Below are 24,231 nucleotides of genomic sequence, written 5' to 3'. Positions count from 1 at the left end.
ACTTCTTGGAAGACTCTTGGCTTATCGGCCGATAGGTTGATAACACAGTTACTTATGACCACATCAACCGAGTTGTCTGCCACAGGTAGACTTTCAATCTCACCAAGTCGAAATTCAACATTTGTAACACCATTCTTTTTCGCATTGCGTCTTGCTTTTTCAACCATTTCAGGTGTCATATCCACTCCAATAACTTTGCCACCTGCACCAACTTTGCTTGCGGCCAAAAAACAATCAAATCCCGCGCCTGAGCCAAGGTCAAGTACGATCTCACCCTCCTTGAGGCTGGCTAGGGCTGTTGGATTCCCACAACTAAGAGCCAAGTTAGCCTCGTTTGGAATAGCCCTTAAATCTTCTTCGGAGTAACCAATAGACCTAGCGAATTCTTGGGTATCTCGACCGCAAGTCCCGCACCCACAACCTTCTTGTCCTTGGGCAATCTTGCCATAGGCTTCTCTGACAATTTTTTGTATTTTCTTCTTCTTCATTTCCTCATCTCCTGATTCTGCCTAACTCCTGTTTATCCAGACCGGGATAACCCGCCTCGTGGTCCGGATAAGCCGCACCGCCTTCCCCCTCCGCTGCTCTCGCGAGCCAAGTGCCAGGGTACTCCGGCGGTCAACCCTTGTCAACCAGGGGCTTATCCTGCCGGGCGGGCCGGATAATCCCGGTCCGGCGCCGGCTTCCATCCGGCCCCAGTCCCAGGCCGTCCAGCGGGCTGCGGACGCCGCGGACGCCGCGGTTCAGGACATGCGTGTAGATCATCGTGGTGCGCACGTCGCGGTGGCTCAGCAGCTCCTGGACGGTCCGGATGTCGTAGCCGTCCTCCAGAAGATGGGTGGCGAACGAGTGGCGGAAGGTGTGCGGCGTCACGTGCTTGGCGATCCCCGCCCGCAGGGCAGCCTGCCGGACCGCCTTCTCCACGACCGAGGCGTGCAGATGATGCCGGTGGCGGATCCCCGTCACACGATCCGTGTAGTGCCGCGAGGCCGGGAAGACCCACTGCCAGCCCCACGCCCGGTCCGCGTTCGGGTACTTCCGCGCCAGAGCGTCCGGGAGCGGCACCCGTCCCAACCCCATCCCCAGGTCGGCCACCTGCTGCTTCCGCACCACGCGCAGGTGCGCCCGCAGCGGCTCGTGCAAGCACTGCGGAAGCATCGTCACCCGGTCCTTCATCCCTTTACCGTCGCGGATCACCAGCTCGCCGCGGTCGAAGTCCAGGTCCTTGACCCGGACCGACAGCCCCTCCTCCACTCGAGCTCCCGAGCCGTACAGGAGGGCGCTGACCAGGCCGGGGACGCCGCCCACCAGCGGCAGCACCACCGCCACCTCCTCGCGCGACAGCACCACCGGCAGCCGCTTCGGCTTCTGCGCCCGCACCACTGCCTCGATCCGGTGGAGCGGCTGGCTCAGCACCTTGTCGTAGAGGAACAGCAGCGCGGCCAGCGCCTGGTTCTGGGTGGACTCCGCCACCCGCTCCTCCACCGCCAGGTGCGTCAGGAACGCGCTGACGTCCTCCACCGACAGCAGGCGCGGGTGGACGCCGCCGCGGAACCGGATGAAGCGTCCGATCCAGTACGCGTACGCTTTCTCCGTCCGGCGGCTGTATCGGCGCGTTCGCATCACCGCCACGACGCGGTCGTACAGGCGCGGGACGGGCGATCCGGGAAAGAACCCCAGCGGTCGGGGATCCGGCTCTGCCATGACACCTCCCCACGATGACCGAACGTGGGGAAGGAGCTGTAGCGTAGCGGACGCCACCGACACGAACGAGATCAGTCCCGCTCGTAGCGCAGCACGCGGCCTGACCCCGCGGCCAGGTGGCGGCCGTCCCCGCAGGCCACGGGGCCGTTCACCACGACCGGAATTCCTTGACAAGACGGTCCCGTAAGACCGAAGACGTTCACGCCTGGCCCCGCTCTGACCGGGAAAGCTGTCCCGTCCAGAAGCCCCAGGCCCCCCTGGGGTCCCGGCAGGCTCCCCCCAACCAGCGCGGGACCCGCCCCCATGCAGGTGCGCCCCTGCCGGGTGGGGCCTGGCGGGACAGCCCGGCGGCTTTCTCACCCAGGTGGGGTCGAGGAAACGGAACGACCTGCGCAGGAACCGCTGGTGCTGCTCGGTCACGTGCCGAACGGCGGAAGGCGCGGAGAGGGTCATCTACGAGACGAGGGCGAGGCCTTCGATACCTTCGAAGTGCCGCCGGTTGTTCGTGACCAGGGGCATGCCGTGCCTGACGGCAGTCGCCGCGATCCAAGCGTCGAACTCCTCCATCCGGTGTCCGGAGGATTCGCGGTCGGCCATGATCCGGCCACACACGCGAGAAAGCTCGAAGTCGTAGGGGATGACGACGAAATTCTTCAGGTGCTCCTCCACCTTCGCCATGCGAGCCTCTGCCAAGCGGTGCTTGTAGAAGCCCTTGTATATCTCGGCGACGGTGGCGAATGACAGGCAGAGCCGCCGCCCTTCGAGATGAGGGCTCGCCCTTCGCGAGATACGAGAAGACATCGGTGTCGAGGAGGACCGTCCCCGTCAAGTCTCATCCGCCCGTCTCGCGCCTGGTGGAGCCCGGGCGGATCAACGACAGGAAGTCATCGACGGAGAGATCGTCCGGCCAGAAGTCGGCGCGCAGGCTCTCCAGACTCTCGACAGGCGCGACGCCCTGAACCTCAGCCAGCTCGTCCACCGACAGGGGCTCCCAGAATGGGAACGAGACGCCCCCCCGTCGCTGGAGTCGAGGATCTCGATGTCGGCGAGCGACAATCGCTTGATCCGAGAGGTTTCAGGATCGATCTCGGCCTCGCCGGTGACTCGCACGTGCTTCGTCAGCGCATCAAGCACCGCTTGCCTGTGCCCCTCATCGAAGGTGCACTCGACAGGAGGCCCCATGGGAGGATGGATGCGGCAGCGGGCTGCGGTCTCTTTGAAGTCCGCCATCAGCAGCCGGCCCTCCACCACCCGCGAGTTCGTCGACGGTCGCGAAATCAGCCGAACGATTCGGTCCCCCAGATCGGGTCCGACACGCGTGGACCGACGGTAGTTGGTCAGAGAAGCGACGACCTCGATGCTCTCCACACCGCGTCGGTACAGCGCGGCCGTCTCACGCCAGGCGAGGAGCGCGCCGGTATCCCATCCCGGTGGAACCAGCCCCTTCGCCTGGAGCGTGTCGAGCCCTTCCACCCACGCCTTGGTTGCCTCTTCGCCCAAATCCAGGCCCTCAAGGGCCTGCTGGTCCCGGGCGAGGTCGAGCTGCAACACCACGCTGCCCCGTCCGAGGCCGACGACCTCCAACCTTGTGAGCCTCTCAACCTCCGCCGGCCGCCGGCCCGGCTTCATGCCGCTCTCGCCGCGAAGGACAAGGGCGATGCGTTCGACCGCCGCCTGGACTTGGCGCGCCAGGAGAACCAGGTCATCGACGGGGATCCGACCCTGCGCCACCGCGGGGCCAGTCAGCCTGATCGTGATCCCTGCACCCTTCCCGGCCACGGCGAGTCACCCCCTACCACGATCGTACTGGTAGATGCCGACAGCAGGGTCGTGCAGCGCTCCCGCTCCGGCTAAAGAGCCCCTTCAGCGGCCCCGGTTCCTTGGACACGTCTCGACCTTGTTCATTATGCCGCAGCCTTCGCCGTCGCTGCCAGGTAGGCCTCGCGTGGGGTGCGGTGTCCGTGTCGTTCGATGAGCCAGCGGGTGTTGGAGAGCTCGACGAAGGCTCGGACGCCTTCGCGCAGCTCCTCGATCGTCTCCCACGCGCGCGACCAGATGCACTGCTCCTTGAGCGTGCGGATGAACCGCTCGGCGCAGCTGCCCCGGGGCGGCTCGCCCACGGGAGACCGAGGAGTACGTGAAGCGGCACCCTGCGGCGGTGCGGCTGCTTCGCCGGATCGCGCGGTACGAGTTGGGCGAAGCGGACCTGGCGGAACTGGAGCGGGCGGCGGGGGGCCTGGCGGAGCGGAGGAGGCTCCGCCCGCGGCATCGGGGAAGGACGCTGTGAACGAGCGCGTCCGCACGTCCGGCCGCTGGGTGGTGAGCTGCGGTGGAGCGAGGGCGCGGCCTTGCGGTGCGCTGGGGTAGACCCGGCAAAATCTTCCGCGCGGCCTGCGGAACCGCCCCCGCAGCGGCACGCACGCGCGGACAAAAATCCGGGAGTCCCAGCCAGGAACGCAGCAGAACCCACCGGTTTCCCCAGATGCCACGAACTCGTACCCCTCCGCTCTCTGCACATTATGAGCGCTTGATAAGTGCCTCAAGGGGGTGATAGGTTAGAGCCGGTGGACCTCAGGGAGAGCGCACGACTTCTCGCCGCGGCCCGTAAGAAGGCGGAGGGCCGCTGCCTGGTCTGCGGTCAGCACTTCGTCGGGCTGACCCGAAAGCGGTTCTGCAGCCGCCGGTGCTACTGGCGTTACCAGTGGTCCTTGAGAAAGGACAAGGTGAATGAGCAGAGGCGCGAGGCCAGGAAACAAGCCAGGCGCCTTCGGGAAGAGGAGGTATAGGATGCCGGGCTACATCCGTCGTCGGGGTCGGAGTTCGTGGGAGATCTCGGTGCGGTGCGGGTGGGATCCGGCCCGCAACCGGTATGTCCGGGTGACCCGTACCGTTCGGGGCGACCGGAAGACCGCCGAGCGGGAACTCGCAAAACTCCTGCACGAGGTCCACACCGGGGGCTACGTAGACCCGGCCCGGATCACCGTAAAGGAGTTTTTGGAGAAGTTCCTGCGGGACTACGTGGCCTCGTCCGTCTCCCCACGGACCGGGGAGCGCTACCGGGAGATCATCCGGGACTACATCGTGCCCCGGATCGGGTCGGTCCCCCTCCACCGGCTCCGCCCCCTGCACATCCAGGACCTGTACACCCAACTGATGAGTTCCGGCCGGAGGCGCGGTGAAGGCGGTCTTTCTGCGGCCACTGTCCGCAAGGTGCACGTGGTCCTCCACCGAGCCTTCAACCTGGCCCGCAGGTGGGGTCTGCTCGGCACCAACCCCTGCGACGGAGTGACTCCGCCTCGGGTCGAGATACCCGAGATCTGTCCTCCCGACCCGGAGGAGGTCCGGAGGATCCTGGAGGCGACAAAGGACACGCGGCTTTTCGCGCCCACCGCCCTCGCGGCCATCCTGGGCCTCCGGAGAGGGGAAGTCCTGGCCCTGAAGTGGAGCGACGTGGACCTGGACTCCGGGACGATCTCCATCACCAGGGCCCTGGAGCAGACCCGGGCCGGGATCCGGATGAAGGACCTGAAGTCGGCGAAGGCCAGGCGGATGCTCCCCCTCCCCTCCCTGGCGGCGGAGGTGCTCCGGGCCCACCGCAGACACCAGGCCTCAGAGCGCCTCCGGGCCGGTCCAGACTGGGAGGACAACGACCTCGTGTTCCCGGACCCCACCGGCAGGCCCTGGTCCCCGCAGGCCTTCACCCACGCCTTCGAACGCGCCATGCGGGGGGCAGGGATCAAGGTCCGCTTCCACGACCTCCGCCACCACGTGGGGACCACCCTCCTCAAGGGCGGGGTGGACGTGAAGACGGTCTCCACGGTCCTGGGGCACTCCACCCCCACCGTGACCCTCAACACCTACGCCCACACCATCCGGGCCGCCCAGCAGGAGGCGCTGGACCGCCTGGACCGGATCCTCCGCTCCTGCGGCCTGGCGGCAGTTTGGCGGCAACTCCCCTCTTCCGAGGGTACCCCGGGGGTGGGGGGATAGGCCGAAACCCAGACACCGTGCGGGTTTGAGTTGGTGGCCCCAGGGGAATTCGAATCCCCGTCTCCGCCTTGAGAGGGCGGTATCCTAGGCCTCTAGACGATGGGGCCACCCACCGCTGACCCTGGCTGGGGGAGGAGGATTCGAACCTCCACTAACGGGTCCAGAGCCCGTTGTCCTACCGTTAGACGATCCCCCACCGGCCGCCCACCATTATTCCCGAACTCCGCCTGCGCTGTCAAACGCCTCCGGCCCGCTACGCCGTTCCCGCGAGGGACCGGGCCTCTTCCAGCCGCCGCAGCACCCGCTCCTTTCCCAGGACCTCCATGAGCTCAAACAGCCCGGGCCCCACCGTCCGCCCGGTGAGGGCCACCCGCACGGGGTGCACCACCGCCCGCATCCCAAGTCCCGAGGCCTCCGCAAGTGCCCGGAGGGCCTGCTCGATGCGATCCGCGGTAAAGGGCTCTAGGGGCTCCAGGGCCGCCCGCACCTCCGCCAGGAGCTCGGAAGCGCCCACGAGATGCTTGGCCACCGCCTGGGGATCATAGCGGGGCCGATCCAGGAAGAAGAAGTCCGCGTAGGCGAGCAGGTCGGACCCCACTTTCAGCCGGTCGCCCAGGATTCCGATCACCCGTCGCACCAGGGCCCGTTCCGCCTCCCCCACCGGCTCCGTCAGCAGCCCCTGGCGGACCAGGTAGGCGCTGACCAGGTCGACGAGCCGATCGGGGTTGGATTCCCGCAGCTGGCGCAAGTACTCCCCGTTCATCCAGACGAGCTTCTGACGGTCGAATACGGGGCTTGCGCCCTTGAGCTCCCGGATGTCGAAGCGCTCGATGAGCTCCTCCGTGTGGAAGAGCTCCCGGCCGTCCTCCGGGTACCAGGCCAGCAGCGCGAAGAAATTCCGTAAGGCCTCGGGCAGGAAGAGCTCGTCCCGGTACTCCCGGAGGGCGGTGTCCCCGTGCCGCTTGCTGAGCTTCTTCCGGTCCGGTCCCAGGAGGACCGGGAGGTGGGCGAAGGCGGGGGGCTCCCAGCCCAGGGCATGGTACATGAGGAGCTGGCGGGGGGTGTTCACCAAGTGCTCTACGCCCCGCAGGACGTGGGTGATGCCCATGGTGTGGTCGTCCACCACGTTCGCGAAGTTATAGAGAGGCGTACCGTCGGAGCGCACGATGATGAAGTCGTCGATCTCCGCGAGGTCGAAGACCACCTCCCCCCGGATGAGGTCCTGGACCACCACCACCCGACGCCCTTCCCGTTCCTGCAGCCACTCCCTGTCCTTGAGGGCGGGATCCCGGAACCGCTCCACGTGAAACCGCAGCGCCGGCCGCCGGCCCTCCGCCTGCAACCTCGCGCGCTCTCCGTCATCCAGGTGCCTGCACCGACCGGAGTACCGGGGAGGCCGGTGCTCCGCCTCCGCCCGCCGTCGCTCCGCCAATAGCTCCTCGGGAGTGCAGTAGCACGGGTAGGCGACCTGCCGGCGCAAGAACTCCTCCACATAGCGGGCGTAGATCTCTCCCCGTTCCGTCTGCCGGTAGGGGCCGTAGGGACCTCCCACGTCCGGGCCTTCGTCCCAGTCAATCCCCAGCCACCGCAGGTCCTCGCAGATGGCCTGCTCGTATTCCACCGTGGACCGGGAGCGGTCCGTGTCCTCGATGCGGAGCACGAAGACGCCTCCGTGGTGGCGGGCGAACAGCCAGTTGAAGAAGGCGTTCCAGGCCCCGCCCACGTGCAGGAACCCCGTGGGGCTCGGCGCGTACCGCGTCCGAACAGGCATCCTCCTCCTCCCGGGACAAGCCAGATTACGTGAACAGGGCGCTCACGGACTGATCGGCGTGGATGCGGCGGATGGCCTCCGCCAGCAGGGGCGCCGCGGAGAGCACCGTGACGTTCGGCAGCCGTCTCTCCTCGCTTACCGGGATGGTGTTCGTCACCAGGAGCTCGCGGATCTCCGGACGGGCGAGCCGGTCAAGGGCTCCCGGGGTCAGGACGGGATGCGTGGCGCACACGTACACCTCCGGCCGCGCTCCCGCCCGTAGCAGGGCCTCCACCGCCACCTCCACCGTCTCCGCGGTGGCGACCATCCGGTCGATGAGGATGGGGGTGCGTCCTTCGACCTCCCCCACCAGCTGGACCGGGGTCTTGCCGCCCTCGGCCCTGCGCTGGAAGACCACCGCCAGGGGCAGGCCCAGACGATCCGCGAGGCGCTTGGCCTGCTTCACCGCTCCGTCATCCGGTGCCACCACCACGCCATCCGGGATCTGCCGCTGCCGGAGGGCCTCCGCGAAGAGGGGCAGGGCCCGCAGGTGGTCCACGGGCACGGTGAAGAAGCCCTCGATCTGGTCCGCGTCCAGGTCCATGGTGAGTACCCGATGGATCCCCGCCACCGTGAGGAGATCCGCCACCAGGCGCGCGGAGATGGGCTCCCGGGGAGCAGACTTCCGGTCCTGACGTGCGTACGCGTAATACGGGATCACCGCGGTGATCCGGCCCGCACTGGCCCGGCGGAGGGCATCGATCATGATCAAAAGCTCCACCAGGTTCTCGTTCACCGGATGGCACAGGGGCTGGACCACGAAGGCATCGACCCCGCGGGCGTTCTCCTCGTACCGCACATAGATCTCCCCGTCCGCGAACCGCCGGATGTAGACCCTGCCGAGGGGGATCTCCAGATAGTCCACGATCTCCTGGGCAAGACCGGGGTTCGCGGTTCCCGAGAAGACCTTCAGGGGCCCGTAGTCCATCCCTACCGATCCTACCACGCCGCGGCGGCTCTACGCGCGATCCGCGGGAGGGGCAGTCCCCCGTCCCGCCCGTCTTGCCTCCACCAGGAACCGGATGGCGGTTCGCTCCTCCCCGTTGATGAGGACCTTGGTGAAGGCGGGGACCACCACGATCTCCAGGCCGTTGGGGGCCACGAACCCCCGTGCGATCGCGATGGCCTTCACCGCCTGGTTCACGGCACCGGCTCCGATCGCCTGCAGTTCCACGGATCCGTGCTCCCGCAGGATCGCCGCGATGGCGCCGGCCACCGCCTTCGGGTTCGATTCCGCAGAGACCTTCAGTACCTCCGGCACCGGTTCACCCCCGTGCGCCATGTCGCGTGTTTGTATTCCGCCCTCCCCCGATCTTCTCCTCTCCCGTCCGGAGGACCGCCCAGACGAAGCGCACCAGGGCGAGCTGGCGGCGCCACCGGCGGGGCTCCCGCAGGAGCCGGTACAGCCACTCCAGGTGCACCCGCTGCACGAAGCCCGGTGCCCGCCGGACCCGGCCCGCGAGCACATCCAGGCTCCCGCCTACCCCCATGGCCAGCCTCACCCCCAGGTCCGAGAGATGGCGGCTCAACCACTTCTCCTGTCGGGGCATCCCCATCCCCGCGAACAGCAGGTCCGCGCGGGCGCCCGCGATCCGATCCACCACCGGTTCGTCCTCCGTGAAGTACCCGTGGTGGGTGCCCGCGATGCATAGGCCTGGGTGGCGCCGCATCAGGGTTTGGGCCGCCTGCTCCGCCACCCCCTCCGAGCCGCCCAGGAGGAACACCCGCAGCCCCTCGTGCGCCGCACGGGCACACAGGGCCTCCATGAGCTCGATGCCGGGGACCCGCACCGGAAGCGGACGCCCCAGCCGTCGGGACGCCCAGACCACACCGATCCCGTCGGCGACCACCAGGTCCGCCCGCCGGAGCACCTCCGCAAACTCCGGATCGTCCTGAGCCCGGACCACCGCCTCGGGATTGGCGGTGACCGCCAGGTGTGGACGTCCATCCGCCACCATGCGGACGCACGCCTCCACCGCGCCCCTCAGATCCACGGGATCGAAGGGAACCCCGAGGATCCAAACCCGCCCGTCCATCCGTCCCTACGAGGGCACGCCGCCCACCAGGGCAGCGACCGTCCGGGCCGGTGCCCGCGCCCGGTCCGAGAGCGAAGAAATGGCCCTCCGCAATTGCCTCACCTTGGACTCCCGAGCCGCCCACGCGCGTTCCACGGCCGCCTGCAGAGCGCCGCGGCGGAGGTCCTCCAAGGAAACCACCTCCACGCCGGGAAGGTAGTCCGCGAGGGCCTGGACCTTCGGATCGTACGCGATGCCCACGGGGACGGCACCCGCCAGAGCCGCGAAGAGGAGAGCATGAAGCCGCATGGCCACCACGAGGCCCGCGCCGCAGAACGCCCGCCAGGCCTCCTGGGGCGTCCGGACCACCACGAGCTCCTCCGCCCGCACCCGGTGGGCCACCGCCTCGTTCACCTCCCGATCCCGGGTCTCGTGGAAGCACACCACCCGGACCGGGACTCCGATCTGCTCCCGAATCCTTCCGGTGGTCTCCAGGACGGGGTCCAGGGACATCCCCGGCCAGGGGCGGAGGGAGACGCCGACCCACGGGGAACGGTCTATGGGTTCGGGGAAGGGCAATCCGAGCACGGGGTCGCACACCACCTCGACGGGGGCCCGCACGCCGAGCCCCGCCAGGAGCCGGGCGGAGAGGGCGTCCCGCACCGTGAGGCGCGCGGCGTGCTGCATGGCCCGCCGGGTCACCCACCGGCTGAGGCTCCGCCGGAGAGGCCCTACACCCTGTGCATACACCACCAGAGGCCGGCGCTCTCGGGCGGCGAGCTCGTGCAACCACCCGTAGTAGAGCGGACTCCGCCAGCTGGTGGCGTCCTGGAAGAGGCTGCCCCCGCCGCTCAGGATCACCGTACTCTCCCGCATGGCCCGCCGCACCCTTTTGAGATCCGTGCGCGAGACGCTCTCCGTGCCGTGCAGGGCGGCCGTGGCCTCGGGATCCGCGGAGAGCACACAGAGACGGAGGCCTGGAAGGACCTCCTGCAGGTGCTGGCGCATGGCCCACAGCACCGCCTCATCTCCCACGTTGCCGAAGCCGTAGTAGCCCAGGACCACCGCCCGCATGGGCTAGGGGGAGATCTCTTCGCGGATCGCGGCCCGCGGAACCGTGGGGTGCCCGGGAGCCGGGAGAAGCCCCTGGGTCCTGAGGAGGATCCACCCTACCGTCCACGCCACCGTGCCGACCAGGGTCCCCAGCACGAGGCCGTTGGCGGTGCGCCACACGGTGTAGAGGACCGGGGTGTGGAGGTGGGCGAAGGAGTTCACGAGTCCCGCCTGCCCGATGGTTCCCGCGACGACCAGGGGCAGGCCCCACCGTGGCGCGCCCACGAGATACGCAGCGATGCCCAGGAGCAGCGCGGGGTGGCCCACCAAGTACTCCTTCGTGCGGGGCCGGGCCACCAGGGTCTCCTCCAGCGCGGTTCGCAACCGCTCTTCCAGGCTCAGCATGGGCAGGCTCACGTTGCCGGTGCGCAGCAGCAACAGCAGGCCCGCGCTTCCCAGCACCACCAGGGCCAAAGCCGTTCGGAGGGAGAGGGGCCGGTCCAGGGCCCGCCACAGCCTCTGCCACGGAGGATCCCCCGAGGGGGCCTTGTGCTCCGCGAGTTCCAGCAGCAGGACCAGGATCAGGGGGAGGATGGCGGCGATCTTCACCCCGAAGAAGACCTCGAACGCCATTAGGAAGGGCCAGTCCGTGAGCAGCGCGGCCACCAGAAATCCTCCCGCGGTGGATCCCAGGGAGATGAGCCACAGCCGGGCCCCGGCTTCCAACAGCACGCGGCCCCCGCCAAGCGTCCGGGACGCGCCCCGGGGGATGCCCGCGTGGACCGCGAGGGGCGGGATGACCACCGCCCCGAGCAAGGACACCAGTTTCCGCATCCACACCTCGGAGATCTGGCCCAGCCCCAGCAGGACCACCCCTCCCACGCCTGCCAGGACCACCGCCGGAATGGGGGAAAGGGCGTTGCGGGTCAGGGCCCCTACGAACAGGATGCCCGCGCTGAGGGCTCCCAGGACCGATCCGTACAGGAGGAAGCGCGGAAGCCGCGGCACGGGGAGAGGGGGTGCAGGACCGAGCCGGAAACCGGCGGCCCGCAGGTCCGCGACGACCTCGCGGACGTAGCGGAGGTTGTACGCCACGGGATCCACCCCTCCGGGGACCGAATGGAAGGGCCGGACGTAGAGGATCCGGAGGTTGCGCTCCCGGACCGCGCGCCGGAACCGATCCCGGGCCGTCTCCGGATCCATGCGGTCGAGCTCATCCTGCCCGATGCTGAACACCCGGACCACCCGGGGCCTCATGCGGGTTGCCAGGGCCTGTTCCCCCCGCATCCGGCGGGCCGCGGCGAGGACCTCCACCCGGCCGTAGATTCCCCCCATCTCCCGGAGCGCCTCCGCGGCCTGCGGGATCAGGCGTTCGTATCCCAGGACCTCTACGCCCTCGAAGATGAAGGTGAGACCGCGCCCCACTCTCCCGTACGCCCGGACCCTTTCTCGCAGGCGTTCCGCGTCCAGGGTCCGCACGTTCCGGGGGCGGAGGACCACCCGAAACCCCCTCTGCTCCCAGCGCCGGACCTCCGCGGGCGAAAACCCAAGCCCGATCTCCTCCAGGTCCTTGCGCCACCCGAGGACCTCGTACACGGGGGGATCCCGGAGCACGGCACGGACCCGGTGGTCCCCCAGGGCGTTCCGGAAGCCCTGCACCACCAGGGCGGCCGCTTCCGGATCGAGGGGCAGGGCGTACACGGCCCGCAGGACGTCCGGCCGGCGGGTCAGGGGGACCAGGGCAGATGGGAGGCGCCCGCTCCGTGCCTGCGCACGCAGCTCCGGGCCGTCCAGGACCGCGATGCGCCCCGCATCCTGCAGGCGCCTCAGCGTCTGCTCGTATACCGCCACGCTGGTCACCCCGGCCTCCCGCAGGGCCCGCCAGAGCTCGACTTCCTCCACGCCCTCCCGTCGGGCCAGAAGCTGCCAGCTCTCGGAGTCCGCCACCACTTCCACGGTGCGGTAGGAGGCCTCCACCCCGTGACGCTCCCAGGCCACCGCTAGGGAGGCTAGGATCCCGAGCAGGGTCAGGAGCGCGAGCACCCGCACCCGCTACCCTCCCGCCCGCACCCGGTTCGCGGCCGCCTGAGCCCGGAGGTACGCGTAGATGAAGGGGTCCAGCTCGCCCTCGAGCACCGCCTGCACGTTCCCCGTCTCCATGCCCGTGCGGTGATCCTTCACCAGGGTGTAGGGGTGCAGCACGTACGACCGGATCTGGTTCCCCCAGGAGGCCTCCCGGTACTCTCCCCGCAGCTGCTGCAGTTTCTTTTCCTGCTCCCGCCGGTAGTGCTCGTACAGACGGGCGGCCAAGAGGCGCAGGGCCGTCTCCCGGTTGGCGTGCTGGCTGCGCTCGTTCTGGCACTGCACCACGATCCCCGTGGGCAGGTGCGTGATGCGGACCGCGGTCTCCACCTTGTTCACGTTCTGGCCTCCCGCCCCCCGCGCCCGGAAGGTCTCCACCCGGAGTTCCTCCGGTCGGATGTCCACCTCGATGGGCTCCACTTCCGGCAGCACCTCCACCAGGGCGAAGGAGGTGTGGCGCCGGTGGGCGGCATCGAAGGGCGAGATGCGCACAAGGCGATGCGTCCCCCGCTCCGCCTTCAGGTATCCGTAGGCATACGGCCCCCGCACCATCACCGTGGCGCTCTTGATCCCCGCCTCCTCGCCGGGAGAGAGGTCCACCACCTGGGAGTCGTAGCCCTTGGAGGCAGCCCACCGCAGGTACATCCGCAGGAGCATCTCCGCCCAGTCCTGGGAATCCGTACCGCCCGCGCCCGCATGGACCGAGAGGATGGCGTTGGACGGGTCGTGTTCACCCGAGAGCAGGGTCTCGATCTCCAGACGCTCCAGGCGGGCGTGCAGGGCCTCCGCCTCCTCCCGCAGGAGGTCGAGCTCCTCCGGGTCCTCCGGGCCTCGGGTCAGCAACTCCTCCAGGTCCTCCAGGCCTCGCTCCAGGGTCTCGAAGGCCACGAGCTGCGAGCGGAGGCGCCCCAGCTCCCGACCCACCTCCCGGGCCCGGACCGGATCCGACCACACCTCGGGCCGGGCACCCGCCTCCTCCAGTTCCTGGATGCGGCGCCGGATGCGATCCAGGTCAAAGGTGCCCTCCGATTTCCCGGAGTCGCGCCAGGTCCTCACCGACCCGGGCCCGCAGCTCGTCCACGGTGGCATACGTCATCCCTTCTCACCTCTTCACGACCATGGTATCCGTTGCGGGATCACCGCAAAACCGAAAACCGGGGCGAGGGGGTCAGGATTCCCGGCCGCAGCACTTCTTGTACTTCCTGCCGCTGCCGCAGGGGCAGGGGTCGTTGCGGCCCACCTTGGCGCCCACCACCACGGGCTGGGGCTTGGGAGAGGCGGCGGGGCTGTCCGGGGAGGTCGCCAGGGCTCCCAGGACGCGATCCGCGTCCGGGCCCGCCTGACCGGTGACCCGGGCCACGGGCCGGAGGGCACGGGGGATTTCCCGCTCCACCCGAACCCGGAGGAGGTCCCGGACGGTGTCCACCTGGATGGCCCGCAGCATCTGCTGGAACATTTCGTATGCCTCCCGCTGGTACTCCACCAGCGGGCTCACCTGCCCGTAGGCCCTTAGGCCGATCCCCTCCCGCAGCTCGTCCATGGCGTACAGGTGGTCGATCCACTTGCGGTCGATGTGGGAGAGGAGCACCACCCGCTCCACCTCCCGCATCACCTCCGGTCCCACCGCCTCCTCCTTGGCCTCGTAGGCCCGCAGCACGGCCGCGGTGAGGATCTGCCGGATCTCCTCCGGGGGCCGGCCCACGAGGTCCTGGGGGGAAATGGCCAGCACCTCCGGCACGGGCGCGAGCTGCGCGAGCTCCTGGAGCATTCCCTCCAGATCCCACTCCTCCCGCGGGAGGGAGGCGGGGCAGTAGGCCTCCACCACCTCCCCCACCACCCGCTCCATCATGTCCAGCACGTTCTCCCGGAGGTTCTCGCCGAAGAGCACCTTGCGGCGTTCCCGGTAAATGGTCTGCCGCTGGACGTTCATGACATCGTCGTACTCCAGGAGGTGCTTGCGGATGTCGAAGTGGTACTGCTCCACCCGCTTCTGCGCGGCCTCGATCTGCCGGGTGAGCAGCGGACTCTCGATGGGCGTGTCCTCGTCGATGCGGAACCGGTCCATGACGGCCGCGATGCGCTCCCCCCCGAAGAGGCGCAGCAGCTCATCCTCCGCGGAGACGTAGAAGCGGCTGCTGCCGGGATCACCCTGGCGGCCGGAGCGGCCCCGCAGCTGGTTGTCGATGCGCCGGGCCTCGTGCCGCTCCGTCCCGATCACGTGCAGCCCACCCAGCTGCCGGACCTTCTCCGCCTCCTCCGGATCCGGAGGATTGCCGCCCAGGAGGATGTCCACCCCGCGGCCCGCCATGTTGGTGGCGATGGTCACGGCCCCGAGGCGCCCGGCCTGCGCGATGATCTCTGCCTCCCTCTCGTGATACTTGGCGTTGAGCACCTGGTGCGGGATCCCCTCCTGCCGGAGCATCCGGGACAGCATCTCGCTCTTCTCGATGGACCGGGTGCCCACCAGGACGGGACGGCCCTTCTGGTAGCACTCCTGGATTTCCCGGACCACGGCCCGCCACTTGGCCGCCTCCGTCTTGAACACGAGATCCGGGTAGTCCACCCGGATCATGGGCTTGTGGGTGGGGATCACCACCACCTCCAGGCCATAGATCTTCCGGAGCTCCTCCTCCTCCGTCTTCGCGGTTCCCGTCATGCCCGCCAGCTTCTCGTACATCCGGAAGTAGTTCTGGAGGGTGATGGTGGCCAAGGTCTGGGTCTCCCGCTCGATCCGTACGCCCTCCTTCGCCTCGATGGCCTGGTGCAGTCCGTCCGCATACCGCCGGCCGAACATGAGCCGGCCCGTGAACTCGTCCACGATGATCACTTGCCCGTCCTTCACCACGTAGTCCACATCCCGCTTGTAGCAGGCATGGGCCCGCAGGGCCTGATGGATGTGGTGCATGAGGTCCAGGTGCTCCGGGTCCGTGAGATTGTCCACCCCCAGCATCTGTTCCACCCGCCGAATCCCGGTCTCCGTCAGGGTCGCGGTCTTCAGCTTCTCGTCCACGGTGTAATCCTCGCCGGGCCGCAGCCGACGGACCAGGCGGGCGAACTCGTAGTACTTGCGGGTGGACTCCTCCACCTGTCCGGAGATGATGAGGGGGGTACGGGCCTCGTCGATGAGGATGAAGTCCACCTCGTCCACGATGGCGTAGTAGAGCTCCCGCTGCACGATGTCCTCCGGGCGCAGGGCCATGTTGTCCCGGAGGTAATCGAACCCGAACTCGTTGTTGGTGCCGTAGGTGATGTCCGCGAGGTAAGCCTCCCGGCGGGAGATGGGCCGGAAGTGGTTCAGGCGGTCGTCCGCGTGGGGCTTCGGATCCTGGTAGGCTGGATCATAGAGGCCACTGAAGTCGTGTGCGATGGACGCCACCCGCAGCCCCAGGGCGTGGTAGATGGGTCCCATCCAGCCCGCGTCCCGGCGGCTCAGGTAGTCGTTCACCGTCACCACGTGCACCCCCCGGCCCAGGAGGGCGTTGAGGTAGACGGGCAGGGTGGCCACCAGGGTCTTCCCCTCGCCGGTCTTCATTTCCGCCACCTTGCCCTCGTGAAGCACGATCCCGCCGATGAGCTGGACGTCGAAATGCCTCAGACCGATGGTGCGCTTGCTCGCTTCCCGCACCGCGGCGAAGGCCTCCGGGAGGAGGGCGTCCAGGGTCTCCCCTTCCCGAAGCCGGGCCCGGAACTCCTCCGTCTTCGCCCGCAGGGCCTCGTCCGAGAGGCGTTCGAACTGGGGCTCCAGCTCGTTGATGCGCTGCACCACGGGAAGGTAACGGCGGACCGCCGCTTCCTCCCCCCGTCCGAACAGCTTCGCCAGGGTCTTCAGCATGGACGCACTCTCCTCCAGCAGTATAAACCGGCGCTCCCGAGCCAGGGTTCCCCTCAGGGCCCCGCGGGGGCGTAGGTCACGAGGGTGCCGAGGGGGGCCAGGACCACCCAGACGGGGCCGGATGGGAGTCGGAGACCCCGGCCCTGAGCGTCCGTGAAGGCCGTGAGGGAGGCCTCGGAGGGCTTGTGCCAGCGACCCTCCACCACCTGCCCGTAGGCGAACACCAGGGCCCGACCCTCCCCCACCACTCCGACTTCCGAGACGTCCACCTTCCCGGACCGCCATCCCCGCCACGGCACGAACTGCACGATCACGGCCCGGGCGAAGGCCGGTCTCCCCGTAAGGGCATCCAGGTGCGGTCGGCCTCCCGTGGCACGCAGGTAGCGGCCATCCCGATAGGTGAACTCCGCGCGGAAGGGGGCCGAAAACCCGATCCGGATGTGGCCTGCGGGAGGACCCTGGGGGTCGATGTAGGAGAGGGACGCGGGACGCAGCGGCTCCGTGGGACGCTCGTAGCCTCGGCGCCGCATGGCCTCCCGGATCCGGGGGACGGATCCGTAGAGGTTGTGGGGCATACGACGGTCCCGGGTGCGCCAGAAGGGCTGTGGGGTCCAGAACTCGTTGATCACGGGATAGCGGTGGGCACGGATCCACTGGAAGGCGGGAAGGCTCTGCCCCGCGTGGGCCACCACGGCGTCCAGCTCCTGGGCGATCTCCAAAAACGCGGGCCGCACGCTGCGCACGGGCCCCACCCGGGCCGGCTCCTGGCCGTTGAACACCGCGAGGAGCCGGGGGATCCGGGCCTCCGTGGGGATCTCGTAGACGAGGCACGCAAAGCTCAGCCCGCTCTGCGGGCGCGCATGCGGATCGTTGTCCACCACCACCCCCACCAACCGCCGGCCGGGGCTGGAGGCGCAGGCGGTGGCAAGACTCCCGGAGAGGGTGCGGCCCGCCTCCACCTGCCGGAGCATCTCCCCGGGCGCCCGCAGGCGCAGGGGCGGCAGGCGGGAGAGATCGGGCCGGACCGTGCATCCCGCGAGGATCACGGCCCACGCACAGGCCCACGCCATCCGTCTCATTCCACCTCGAGGAGGCCCAGCTGGCCGTCCCGCCGGCGGTACAGCACCCGAACGCTCCCCGTGCCCGCGTCCCGGTACACGAAGAAGCTGTGGCCCAGCAGCTCCATCTGGATGACGGCCTCCTCCTCCGTCATGGGTTTGGTGGGGAGCTGCTTGCGGCGCACGATCCGAGGGAGGCTTTCCGACAAGCCCTCGGCCTCCCGCTCCCGGGCCGCCTCCGCCTCCTCCTGGCGCTGCCGGCGGGCCTCGTCCAGACGGCGCTTATGGATCCAACGGTCCCGCACTTTCTGGATCTGCCGTTCCAGCTTCTCGGCCACCAGGTCCACGGCCGCGAAAAAGTCCGGGGCGGCCTCCTCTCCCCGCAGCACAAACCCGTCGCCGTATACCGTGACCTCCACGAGGGATTCGTGTCCCTGGTTCCTGTCCCGGCCGGTCCGCAGGACCACCTTCGCCTCCTGAACGTGGTCGAAGAACCGGCTCAGCCGTTCGATCTTCCTCGTCGCATATCGGCGCAGGTGTTCATTGAGGGTCACGTTCTTGGCTGTGAGGACGATGTTCATCGGACACTCCCACTGATGGATCTCCCTCCCGCCATCTCCGGCAACCCCGGCTTTCTCCGAAGGCCCGGGGATGAGTCCGGGTATCCCCATTGTACTAGGAGTCCGCGCCCGGAACGTCGAAGAGACCGGGGGCCGGCATCATGGGAGCCCCGTTTCTGGAGATCAAGCGGCGGCCGGACGGTCGGGAGGAGGTGTTCCGGTGTGAGCTGGTTCTCCGGGAGGGAGCCCACGTGGTGCTCCGATACGTGATCACGCACCCCCGGCAGGTGGACGACCTCCCGCTGGAATCCGGCACGGTCACCTACGGCCATTTCTGGGCAGACCGCCCCTACAACGTCTACCACTGGATCACGCCGCACGGGGAATCCATCGGGTGCTACATCAACCTGAGTGGGGAGGTGCACCTGGAGGCGGATCGCATCGCCTGGCTTGACCTCGCGGTGGACGTGCTTATCCGGCCGGGCGCCGAGCCGAAGGTACTGGACGAGGAGGAGATGGAGGATCTCCCAGAACCCCTGAGAACCAGGGCCCGACAGGCCCTGGCCGAGGTTCTCAACCGTTGGCCCTCCATCGTGGAAGAGGTGACCACCGCCACGCGTCGCCTGCTCCTCCCCTAGAGGACGGAACTCTTCTGGCGAACACACGATCCCCATTGCTCTCCACGGTGGATCTGTGGTAAAAGGAAGACGTCAGCGGCAAGCGATCCAGAGGGGTCGAGGCCGGGGAACCGACCGAGGTCACTTTGGAAGCGCGGCCGCTGACGTCTTTCATCCCCTTCTTCGCTTCCGGACCCACTCCCGGACCCCTTCGCGGGTCACCTCCCAGGCGTGCCAAGCGGCGTTGCGGGCGATGCTGTACGCGGCCTCCTCGAACTCGGGAGGGAGCTTCCGGGCCCGGAGGGCGCCGCGGAGATCGAGGGGAAGGTGCGGGAGCACGTCCCGCTCGAAGTCCATCTTCTCCAGGAAGGAGAGGATTTCGTCGGGAGGGATGCACCCGCTGATCTCCGCGGGCAACTGCTCCAGCCGGTGGATGAGCTCCAGGTGACGCTGGTGCAGCTTGGCCTCCAGGCGCTCCAGCGCCTCCACCGTTCCCTCCTGCGCCGGGGCCTCCGTGTAGCCCTCCAGGAAGTACGCGGGAGGCCGATTGAGGACCTCGCACAGCCGGAGGAAGGTGAGGAACTTGGGAAAGGCCTTCTGCCGTTCCCAGTCGCCCACCGCCACGGCACTCCGGAGCCCCAGCAGCCGGGCGAGCGCCCTCTGCGAGAGGCCCGCGGACGTGCGGGCCTCGTGAACCCGCAATCCAAACGTGCGCAGAACCTCCGAAACCAACCGGCCCATCGTCCTCTCCTAAAGTTAATTCTATCATTCTGCTCGGGTTTACCGACTGTGCCATCGAATCAATCGATAATTTTGTTTGGTATGAACGAGCAATTTGGCGGTCTGATGTTTGCGTACGGTTCGTAGCCGGAATTGCAGCAACTTCCTTGCCAGGCCCGCAGGATCCTGAGGATTGAGCTCGAAACTCGGATAGCAGGACCGTTCATGAAGCGGGGACGCATGCCCAAGCGCCCGACGGAGCCCACGCAACCTCCGGATCCCCTAGAGGGCATCCTCCGACGGCGGCTGTACCGCCTTCACTGTCCCCCTCCGGAGCGGTTGGGGGAGTGGCGGCTTGGACTCCTCCAAGCCCCGGAGGTCCAGGATCACCTGATCACCTGCCCCCGCTGCCAGGAGGAGCTCCGATGGCTGGAGGCCCTTCTCGGGGGAGGGGTCCACGGGGCTCCCCGCCGAGCGCTCACCTTACGCCCCGCCCCGCCGCTTCTTGCGGCCTTTGCCCTCCGGGGAGCCGACTCCTCCTCCCGGACCACGTATGCGGGGGAGGAGTACACGCTCACGGTGGAGGTGGCCCAGGATCTCCAAAACCCGGCCTGCAGATCCGTGTTCGGAATCCTTGGAGGTCAGGAGAGACCCCGACGGGGGGAGGCGATCCTCTCCTCGCTGTCGGCCTCCTTCTCGGCTCCGGTGGACGAATCCGGGCAGTTCGCCCTCTTCCAGGTCCCCGTGGGCCACTACGAGCTCCGCATCCTGTTCGAGGAACTTGAGATCCTGGTGGAATCCCTGGAGATCCGCTAGCCTCATGCGGGCCCCAGAGGCGCTCGCGCTGGCCCTCGCCCTCGGGACGGTGGCCTTCCCAGGTTTCAGTGCTTCCCGGATCCCAGACCCCCTGACCGCCCTCGTGGAGCGGGGGGTTCTGGAGTCTGTGCCGGGTGGAGACCGCCGCCCCGTCTTGCGAGGAGAGTTCGTGCGGTGGCTGGTGCGGGCCAAGGGACTCCCCCTGGACTCCTCGATCCCCCTGCCGTTTCCGGACGTCCCCCAGGGGCTTGTGCCCTTCGTGCACGCGGCCATGGCCCACGGGATCCTCAACGAGCGGGGACTGTTCCGACCGTACGCTCCCCTCACCCGGCAGGACGCGATCCTGTGGACGGTGCGGGCCCTGGGGCACGCATGGGAGGCAGCTGCCCTCTCGGATCATCCCCTCCCGTTTGAGGACCTCGAGGGGCTCTCCCCCCTTCACCGGGGCGCGGTGGCGGTGGCCTACCTGAGCCGTCCCCCTCTCCTCCCGGACCCCTCCTCCCGGAGATTCCGGCCTCGGGCTCATGTCACCCGGAAAGAAGGGGCCCTCCTGATCTGGAGCTACCTACAGGCCCTGGAGAACGGTACACGTCTGCACACGCACCGTTTCCTCAGGCCCGGGGTTTTGCTGGCGGTGGAGAAACGGGGATCCCTCCGGACTCCGCCCATCTGGCGGGTGCAGATCGGAGCCTTCGCGTCCCCGCAGAACGCCCATCGCTTAGCCCAGGAGATCCGGAAGCGGGGGCTCCCGGTTTTCGTAGATCTCCTGGACGGGCTGTACAAGGTGCGGGTTGGAGCGTACGGAAGCCGTTGGGAGGCGGAACCCCTGCGCGCCCAGCTCGCGGAGGAAGGCCATCCCACGTGGGTCGTCTCCACCCTGCGGGACTTCGAGTCCCTCCCCGGACCCCAGTGGATGGCCGTCCTCCGGCTCACCAGGGGAAGCGGAAGGCTGCGGGTGGCCCTCGCCCAAGATCGGGTGGCCGGACGGGAGCGAACCTCGTCGATCGCCCGGCGATTCGGCGCGGTGGCCGCGGTGAACGGTGGGTACTTTGCCCCGGACGGAGACCCCCTCGGGGGGGTGATGATCGGGAGAGAGTGGGTGAGCGAGCCCCTTCCCGGTCGTTCGTGCCTTGGGATCACGGAGACGGAGGAGGTGGTGTTCGACATCCTGAACTGGAAGGCGGAGGCGGTAACCCCCTGGGGGACTGTCCCGATCCAAGGAGTCAACCGCCCGCGGGGATCCGAAGAGGTGGTCCTGTTTACCCCGCGGCTCGGCTCGCCCCTCCGGACCCGACCGGGGGGGATAGAAGTTGTGGTTTCCGGCGGGATGGTCCAGGAGGTACGGGCAATCCCGCCTGCCTCGGTCCCTCCTGAGGGGTTCGTCCTCTCCGGCCACGGCCTTCCCGCGGAGGTTCTCGCGAGGCTCCGACCCGGCGATCCCGTGCACGTGCAGATCCGCGTGGAACCCTCCTCCGGGGATCCCCGCTGGCAGCGGGTGCGGGATATCCTGTGCGGGGGTCCGAGGCTGCTGGCCCGCGGTCAGCCGATCCCTGATTCCGAGGGGTTTCCCGAGGCGTTCCTTTACCGGAGGCATCCGCGAACCGCGGTAGGGGTGACCCCGGATGGCACCGTGATCCTCCTCGTGGTGGACGGGCGGGCGCCCGAGCATGGCCTAGGAATGACCATCCCGGAACTCGCTATGGAGATGCGCCGGCTCGGGGCCGTGGAGGCCTTGAACCTGGATGGCGGCGGTTCCACCACCCTTGTGGTTCACGGCCAGGTGGTGAACCGGCCCTCCGACGAGACGGGAGAGCGGCCCGTGAGCGACGCCCTCCTGTTGCTCCCGCCATAGGACCCGGTTGAGGCACCGGATGAGACGGCTCGGAAAACGGGCCTTCCTGGTGTTCCTGCTCCTGGCAGCCAGCGTCGGCCCGGGATTCTCCCATGCCCGGCTGGTCCGATCCAATCCATCGGACGGGGCCGTGCTCCCCGCTCCACCTCGGGTGGTCCGCGCCTGGTTCAACGAAGAACTGGATCCCTCCGCCAGCCGCTTGGAGGTCGTGGATGCCCGAGGCCGCGTGGTGGCTAGAGGAGGGGTGGACCTCGGAGATCTGGATCGGCGGACCCTGGTGGTCCGGGTGGGCCGCCTGGGTCCGGGAGCCTACACGGTCCGATGGACTGCGGTCTCCGCAGACGATGGGTACGTGGCCCGGGGGAGGTTCCGGTTCACCGTCCAGCCGCGCGGGCCTTACGGATCCCTTGAGGGCGTCCCGGCCTCCTCGCTACCCTCCCCACTCCTCCCGGACGGGCACGTCCACAAGGTACGGCCGCCCTTCCTCCCGGGATCTGCGGAACGCGTGATCCACCACGTCTCCGAGCGCATCCGGGTCCTCCACCCGGACACCCCCTGCGCCGTAGCCCTGCGCCACCGTCGCGTGGTCAATGCCCGGGAGCTCGATCCCGGGGGTTGACGGAAGGGCCTCCCGGGTCTTCAGAAGCTCCCGCAGGCCGGCCTCCACCGCCAGGTACTTGCGGTTGTTGAGGACCACCACGAGCACCGGCAGTCCCTGCTGGACCCCCGTCCACAGGGCTTGGGGCGTGAAGTGCAGGCTCCCATCTCCCACCACGGCCACCACGGGCCGACCCGGCAGCGCCATCTGCACCCCCAGGGCCGCGGGAACTCCCCACCCGAGCGATCCGCCGGCGGTCCGGAACAGCCCGCCCAATCGCACGGGGAACCCGTCCAGAAAGGCCCAACACGAGCGGACGGCCTCCTCCACCACCACTGTCTCCCTGGGAAGGACCCGCCCCAGGGTCTCGCCCACCTGGAAGGCGGAGAGGGGCCGGCGGTCGGCTTCGCGCCGGCGCCGCTCTGCCCGCTGGGCCTCCCACCGTGCCCGCAGCTCCGCCACCCACGCCCGCCGGAGGGCCCCCGGATCTCCGAGGGACCTCCCTTCCGCGCGCACCGCCTCCAGCAGATCTTTTAAGAACAGCCCCGCTTCCGCCTGCACCGCGAGATTCGGAGGATACAGGCGGCCCAGCTCCGCGGCGTCGGGGTGCACGTGAACGAGGAAAACCCGAGGCGGGATCTCCGGAGCGGGAGGGGGAGCGAACTCCACGAAGAGGGTGGCTCCCACGACCACCAGCACCTCCGCCTCCGCCACGGCAGGATGGCGGGGGTCGTACATTCCCACGAAGTGCGGGTCCTCCACGGGATACGGCGGTTCGAGCAGGGTGCGCCGCGACTCCCACAGGACGGGGAGTTCCAGGGCATGCGCGAGCTGCACCGCCACCTCCACCGCCCCCCCACGGGCCACCTCCGTCCCCACCACCAGCACGGCCCGCTCCGACCGGCTCAGGCAGTCCACGACCTCCCGTACCGCTTCTGGGTGCGGCCGGGGCGGGGACGGGACCGGCGCGGGACGGGGAGGATCCACGAAAACCGGCGCGGCGAGCAGGTTTTCCGGCACGATCACGTAGGCGGGGCCCCGGGGCCAAGCCAAGGCCTGTTGAAAGGCCCGCTCCACGTCTTCCCCCACCTGCTCCGGATTCAGGGTCTGGTGTGCCCACTTCGCCAGGGGGCGCACCAGGGCCGTGGTGTCCGGGAGCGTGGTGAACCCGCCGCGCCCCAGGATCCGGGTATCCTTGTGGCACGCCAGGACCACTACAGGAACCCGATCCCGCCACGCGTTGTACAGCAGGCTGAGACCCGCCAGGGTTCCCACCGTGGTGTGCAGGTTCACCACGCCCGCCTGCCCGCTCGCCCGGGCGTAGCCATCCGCCATGGCCACCGCGATCCCCTCCTGCAGGGTCAGGACGTACCGGATGTCCGGCGCTTCCCGCAGGGCATCCAGCACCGCGGCCTCCGTGCTGCCCGGCAGGCCAAAGAGGAACCGGACCCCCCGGGCCCGAAGGGCAGCCAGCAACGCGTGAGCGGCCCTCGCCTGCCTCGCCTCCATAGCACGCATCCCATC

The 24,231-nt window shown here is 68.6% G+C and carries 22 protein-coding genes and 2 tRNA genes; 5 read left to right on the top strand and 19 right to left on the bottom strand.

Annotation, left to right across the window (positions count from 1 at the left end):
• The 5 genes from QN206_11205 to QN206_11185 form a co-directional block, all read right to left on the bottom strand.
• Positions 1–488 (bottom strand): methyltransferase domain-containing protein (locus tag QN206_11205; GenBank protein MDR7615372.1); only part of this gene is annotated, 488 nt, incomplete at its 3' end.
• Between the two features lie 130 nt (positions 489–618).
• On the bottom strand, positions 619–1,704 hold the full coding sequence (locus QN206_11200; protein ID MDR7615371.1) for an integron integrase: 1,086 nt from the start codon (positions 1,702–1,704) through the stop codon (positions 619–621).
• A 71-nt stretch (positions 1,705–1,775) separates the two neighbouring features.
• A complete protein-coding gene (locus QN206_11195; GenBank protein MDR7615370.1) occupies positions 1,776–1,907 on the bottom strand; it encodes a hypothetical protein in 132 nt (43 codons plus the stop codon).
• A gap of 250 nt (positions 1,908–2,157) precedes the next feature.
• On the bottom strand, positions 2,158–2,505 hold the full coding sequence (locus tag QN206_11190; GenBank protein ID MDR7615369.1) for a PIN domain-containing protein: 348 nt from the start codon (positions 2,503–2,505) through the stop codon (positions 2,158–2,160).
• 69 nt (positions 2,506–2,574) lie between these two features.
• Positions 2,575–3,483 carry a hypothetical protein gene (locus QN206_11185; GenBank protein ID MDR7615368.1) on the bottom strand — a complete coding sequence of 303 codons (909 nt, stop codon included), beginning with the start codon at positions 3,481–3,483 and terminating at the stop codon, positions 2,575–2,577.
• Between the two features lie 358 nt (positions 3,484–3,841).
• On the opposite strand from QN206_11185, the gene QN206_11180 reads away from it, so the two are divergent.
• Together QN206_11180 and QN206_11175 are read left to right on the top strand one after the other, a co-directional pair.
• Entirely contained in the window at positions 3,842–3,991 is a 150-nt protein-coding gene (locus tag QN206_11180; protein MDR7615367.1) for a hypothetical protein, read from the top strand.
• A 500-nt stretch (positions 3,992–4,491) separates the two neighbouring features.
• A complete protein-coding gene (locus QN206_11175) occupies positions 4,492–5,694 on the top strand; it encodes a site-specific integrase (GenBank protein MDR7615366.1) in 1,203 nt (400 codons plus the stop codon).
• Between the two features lie 31 nt (positions 5,695–5,725).
• Here the strand turns inward: QN206_11175 and QN206_11170 are convergent.
• The 12 genes from QN206_11170 to raiA form a co-directional block, all read right to left on the bottom strand.
• Positions 5,726–5,801: transfer RNA gene (locus QN206_11170), tRNA-Glu, on the bottom strand.
• Between the two features lie 15 nt (positions 5,802–5,816).
• Positions 5,817–5,890, bottom strand: a tRNA-Gln gene (locus QN206_11165).
• A gap of 57 nt (positions 5,891–5,947) precedes the next feature.
• Entirely contained in the window at positions 5,948–7,465 is a 1,518-nt protein-coding gene (gene gltX / locus QN206_11160; GenBank protein MDR7615365.1) for a glutamate--tRNA ligase, read from the bottom strand.
• Positions 7,466–7,490: 25 nt separating this feature from the next.
• On the bottom strand, positions 7,491–8,432 hold the full coding sequence (locus tag QN206_11155) for a ribose-phosphate pyrophosphokinase (GenBank protein MDR7615364.1): 942 nt from the start codon (positions 8,430–8,432) through the stop codon (positions 7,491–7,493).
• Between the two features lie 30 nt (positions 8,433–8,462).
• A complete protein-coding gene (locus tag QN206_11150) occupies positions 8,463–8,765 on the bottom strand; it encodes a stage V sporulation protein S (protein MDR7615363.1) in 303 nt (100 codons plus the stop codon).
• Between the two features lie 4 nt (positions 8,766–8,769).
• Positions 8,770–9,540, bottom strand: a complete 771-nt coding sequence (locus QN206_11145; GenBank protein ID MDR7615362.1) for a WecB/TagA/CpsF family glycosyltransferase — start codon at positions 9,538–9,540, stop codon at positions 8,770–8,772.
• 6 nt (positions 9,541–9,546) lie between these two features.
• Positions 9,547–10,593: a polysaccharide pyruvyl transferase CsaB gene (gene csaB, locus QN206_11140; GenBank protein ID MDR7615361.1), complete on the bottom strand. Its 1,047-nt coding sequence runs from the start codon at positions 10,591–10,593 to the stop codon at positions 9,547–9,549.
• A 3-nt stretch (positions 10,594–10,596) separates the two neighbouring features.
• The gene (locus QN206_11135) at positions 10,597–12,621 is read right to left on the bottom strand and encodes a DUF5693 family protein (protein ID MDR7615360.1); all 2,025 of its coding nucleotides are present in this window, start codon (positions 12,619–12,621) and stop codon (positions 10,597–10,599) included.
• Positions 12,622–12,624: 3 nt separating this feature from the next.
• Positions 12,625–13,750, bottom strand: a protein-coding gene (gene prfB, locus QN206_11130; protein ID MDR7615359.1) for a peptide chain release factor 2 whose coding sequence is annotated in 2 segments (ribosomal slippage) — positions 12,625–13,668 and positions 13,670–13,750 — 1,125 coding nt in all. Because the reading frame shifts where the segments join, the coding sequence is not laid out codon by codon here.
• Between the two features lie 72 nt (positions 13,751–13,822).
• Positions 13,823–16,486 carry a preprotein translocase subunit SecA gene (gene secA, locus QN206_11125; protein ID MDR7615358.1) on the bottom strand — a complete coding sequence of 888 codons (2,664 nt, stop codon included), beginning with the start codon at positions 16,484–16,486 and terminating at the stop codon, positions 13,823–13,825.
• A 53-nt stretch (positions 16,487–16,539) separates the two neighbouring features.
• Complete coding sequence (locus tag QN206_11120; GenBank protein ID MDR7615357.1) at positions 16,540–17,565, bottom strand: DUF3048 domain-containing protein; 1,026 nt, start codon at positions 17,563–17,565, stop codon at positions 16,540–16,542.
• Positions 17,562–18,125: a ribosome-associated translation inhibitor RaiA gene (raiA, locus tag QN206_11115; protein ID MDR7615356.1), complete on the bottom strand. Its 564-nt coding sequence runs from the start codon at positions 18,123–18,125 to the stop codon at positions 17,562–17,564. Before raiA ends, QN206_11120 begins: the two co-directional genes overlap by 4 nt.
• 140 nt (positions 18,126–18,265) lie before the next feature.
• Here raiA and QN206_11110 point away from each other — a divergent pair, with 140 nt between their 5' ends.
• Positions 18,266–18,742, top strand: coding sequence for a DUF402 domain-containing protein (locus QN206_11110; GenBank protein MDR7615355.1), 477 nt, complete (start codon positions 18,266–18,268; stop codon positions 18,740–18,742).
• 150 nt (positions 18,743–18,892) lie between these two features.
• Here QN206_11110 and QN206_11105 read toward each other — a convergent pair whose 3' ends face one another.
• On the bottom strand, positions 18,893–19,462 hold the full coding sequence (locus tag QN206_11105; GenBank protein MDR7615354.1) for a helix-turn-helix domain-containing protein: 570 nt from the start codon (positions 19,460–19,462) through the stop codon (positions 18,893–18,895).
• A gap of 204 nt (positions 19,463–19,666) precedes the next feature.
• Here QN206_11105 and QN206_11100 point away from each other — a divergent pair, with 204 nt between their 5' ends.
• Both QN206_11100 and QN206_11095 read left to right on the top strand, forming a co-directional pair.
• Positions 19,667–20,257, top strand: a complete 591-nt coding sequence (locus tag QN206_11100; protein MDR7615353.1) for a hypothetical protein — start codon at positions 19,667–19,669, stop codon at positions 20,255–20,257.
• A 4-nt stretch (positions 20,258–20,261) separates the two neighbouring features.
• The gene (locus tag QN206_11095; GenBank protein ID MDR7615352.1) at positions 20,262–22,109 is read left to right on the top strand and encodes a phosphodiester glycosidase family protein; all 1,848 of its coding nucleotides are present in this window, start codon (positions 20,262–20,264) and stop codon (positions 22,107–22,109) included.
• A 430-nt stretch (positions 22,110–22,539) separates the two neighbouring features.
• Here QN206_11095 and QN206_11090 read toward each other — a convergent pair whose 3' ends face one another.
• Positions 22,540–24,216, bottom strand: coding sequence for a thiamine pyrophosphate-binding protein (locus QN206_11090; GenBank protein MDR7615351.1), 1,677 nt, complete (start codon positions 24,214–24,216; stop codon positions 22,540–22,542).
• Positions 24,217–24,231: the final 15 nt, after the last annotated feature.

The organism is Armatimonadota bacterium, from assembly GCA_031460175.1.
Classification (GTDB): domain Bacteria; phylum Sysuimicrobiota; class Sysuimicrobiia; order Sysuimicrobiales; family Sysuimicrobiaceae; genus Sysuimicrobium; species Sysuimicrobium tengchongense.
The sequence above is the reverse complement of the archived record's forward strand: the minus strand, read 5'-3'. Positions and strand labels throughout refer to the sequence as shown.